Origin of the sequence: Parabacteroides sp. CH2-D42-20 (assembly GCF_003670185.1) — a bacterium.
Lineage (GTDB): Bacteria > Bacteroidota > Bacteroidia > Bacteroidales > Tannerellaceae > Parabacteroides > Parabacteroides distasonis.
Genome location: NZ_RAYG01000072.1, coordinates 1 through 2555, shown reverse-complemented (window position 1 = coordinate 2555; position 2555 = coordinate 1). Strand labels below are relative to the sequence as shown.

Here is a 2555-nt window from a genome sequence, read left to right as displayed (position 1 = left end):
CAAACTTACGGAAAATCTCTGGAAAAGGCTAATAAAAAGGTCGAAAAGTCTTCGTAACGCCTGTTTATAAGGCATTTGCGAGGACAAAAGAGGACAGACGAAAAAACGGGGTAAGGCAAAGGAAAGCGGATTTATGAAGCCGTTAGGTTTTCAAATCATTACCCGGTGAAATGCTATTTTTAACACGTGGCACTGACATTTTCTCCGTATGGCTGTGTTTGGCTTACAAGGTCTAACTCGTTGATACTTAATTTTGCAATCAAAAAAAGACGAGTATGGCAAGAAGCACATTCAAAGTGCTGTTCTACGTGAACGGCAGCAAGGAGAAGAACGGTATCGTCCCTATTATGGGGCGGGTGACAATCAACGGAACTGTGGCGCAGTTCAGTTGCAAACAGAACATCTCGAAGACGCTTTGGGACGTGAAAGGGAACAGGGCGAAAGGCAAGAGCCAAGGGGCACGGGACATCAACCTCGCCCTTGACAACATCAAGGCACAAATCATCAAGCACTACCAGAAACTTTCCGACCGAGAGGCGTTCGTGACGGCGGAAATGGTGCGCAACGCCTATCAGGGAATCGGCAGCGAGTATGAAACGCTTATCCGGGCGTTTGACAAGGATTGCGCCAACTTCCTCAAACGTGTGGGAAAAGACCGCACCATCGGCACATACAAGGTGATGATGCGTGCGAGGAACCATGTGGCGGCTTTCATCAAGTCGTTCTACAAGCGCACGGATATGTCGATGCTCGAATTGACACCCGACTTCATCAAGGAGTTCGCGGCATATCTCACTGCCGAACGGGGGTTGAAGAACGCCACGATATGGCTCAACTGCATGTGGCTGAAAGGCGTGGTGATGCGGGCGCATTATAACGGGCTGATACCGAGAAACCCTTTTGCACAGTTCCATATCAGCCCGAACGTGAAGGAACGGGAGTATCTGACGGAGGACGAGATAAAGACCATCATGACACACGAGTTTGAAAATCCCACACTCACACTGGTGCGTGACCTTTTCATCTTCGCCTGCTTCACCGCCCTTAGTTTTGTGGACATGAAGGAACTGACTACGGATGAAATCGTGGAAGTGAACGGCGAGAAATGGATAATCGGCAAGCGGCACAAGACCGATGTCCCGTTCCAAGTGAAACTGCTTGATATTCCCATGCAGATAATCGAACGCTACAAGAACCGTTCGGGAGACAAGTCCGTGTTTGGGAAAATCAACTACTGGACGATGTGCAAGCAGTTGAAAAAGGTTATCAGTGAATGCGGCATAGAGAAGCAAATCTCGTACCATTGCGCGAGGCATACATTCGGAACGCTGGCTCTGACCAAAGGAATGCCAATCGAAAGCGTGAGCCGTGTATTGGGACATACGAACATTGTCACGACCCAGATATACGCGAAGATTACCACGCAGAAGCTGAATACCGACCTGACGATGTTCGGCGATAAACTGAGTAAGACGTTTAACGGTATAACGGTGTCATGAGCATGGAAAGAAACATCATAACAATGAGTGAGTCCGGCAATATCATCATACCGGATAATGTCGCTTACATCTGGATGAGCGAGCCGGAACTGGTGGAACTGTTCGGGGTAATCGTCCCGACAATCCGTGCCGCCATCAGAGCCGTGTATAGAAGCGGTGTGTTAAATGAACACGAGGTGCAGAAATATGTCCGGTTAGAGAACGGTTACCATGCCGATGTGTTTGGTTTACCAATGATCGTCGCGCTTGCTTTCCGCATTAACAGTTCCGGTGCGGAACAGGTGCGTAAAATCCTGTTTGAAAGGCAGTTCTTGCGAAAAGAGAAAACAAGCATCTTCTTTTCGCTGGGTGTGAATAGTATGGAAACACCTAAATATCAGGCATAAAACACATTAATATGACGACATGAAGTAATGAAACCGATGCGTATTTCCATTGCCAATAATATAATTATTCGTTTATTCGAATAGGTGTATTGCCATTCATACGTATGATTACGACAAGTCCGAAGAAGAACCCGTCAGAGTGGCACTTCTTCGGACTTTATTTGTATGTGTTTGTGCCAAATCCAAGAAAATCATACGTGGGTCACGCGTGAGTTGTCAATCCGTCTTATCTGAATTGCCGAGCTTTGCATTGATTAAAACAAAATGAAGTGCTTATGAAACAAGGAGACATTGAAAAGGAGGAATTCATACGGGTAGGTACGACCCTCTACAAATTAGTGAACCAGCCCCGGCTGAATGGCGGCTATGTGAGGAAACGCATCGTGTGGAACAACGAGACACTCCGGCAGGATTATGGCAAACACTATCTTGCCAGCGTGCCGAAGTATGACGGCTTCTGCACAGTCCCCGACCATGTGAACTATCGTCCGGTAGTGGACAAGTTCCTGAACCTGTACGAACCAATAGACCATCAACCGCAGGAGGGAGACTTTTCGCACATCCAATCATTGGTGCGGCACATCTTCGGGGAACAATACGAATTAGGTATGGACTACCTGCAACTGCTATACATGCAACCGATTCAGAAGTTGCCTATCCTGCTGTTGGT

At 47.4% G+C, this 2555-nt stretch carries 2 protein-coding genes and 1 pseudogene; all 3 read left to right on the top strand.

Annotated elements, in window-relative coordinates; translation table 11 throughout:
• The first annotated feature begins 275 nt into the window (after positions 1-275).
• On the top strand, positions 276-1499 hold the full coding sequence (locus D7V92_RS21715) for a site-specific integrase (RefSeq protein ID WP_121773781.1): 1224 nt from the start codon (positions 276-278) through the stop codon (positions 1497-1499).
• A complete protein-coding gene (locus D7V92_RS21710; RefSeq protein WP_121773780.1) occupies positions 1496-1885 on the top strand; it encodes a hypothetical protein in 390 nt (129 codons plus the stop codon). Before D7V92_RS21715 ends, D7V92_RS21710 begins: the two co-directional genes overlap by 4 nt.
• A gap of 275 nt (positions 1886-2160) precedes the next feature.
• Positions 2161-2555: pseudogene (locus D7V92_RS21700) on the top strand (helicase); the annotation flags it as partial.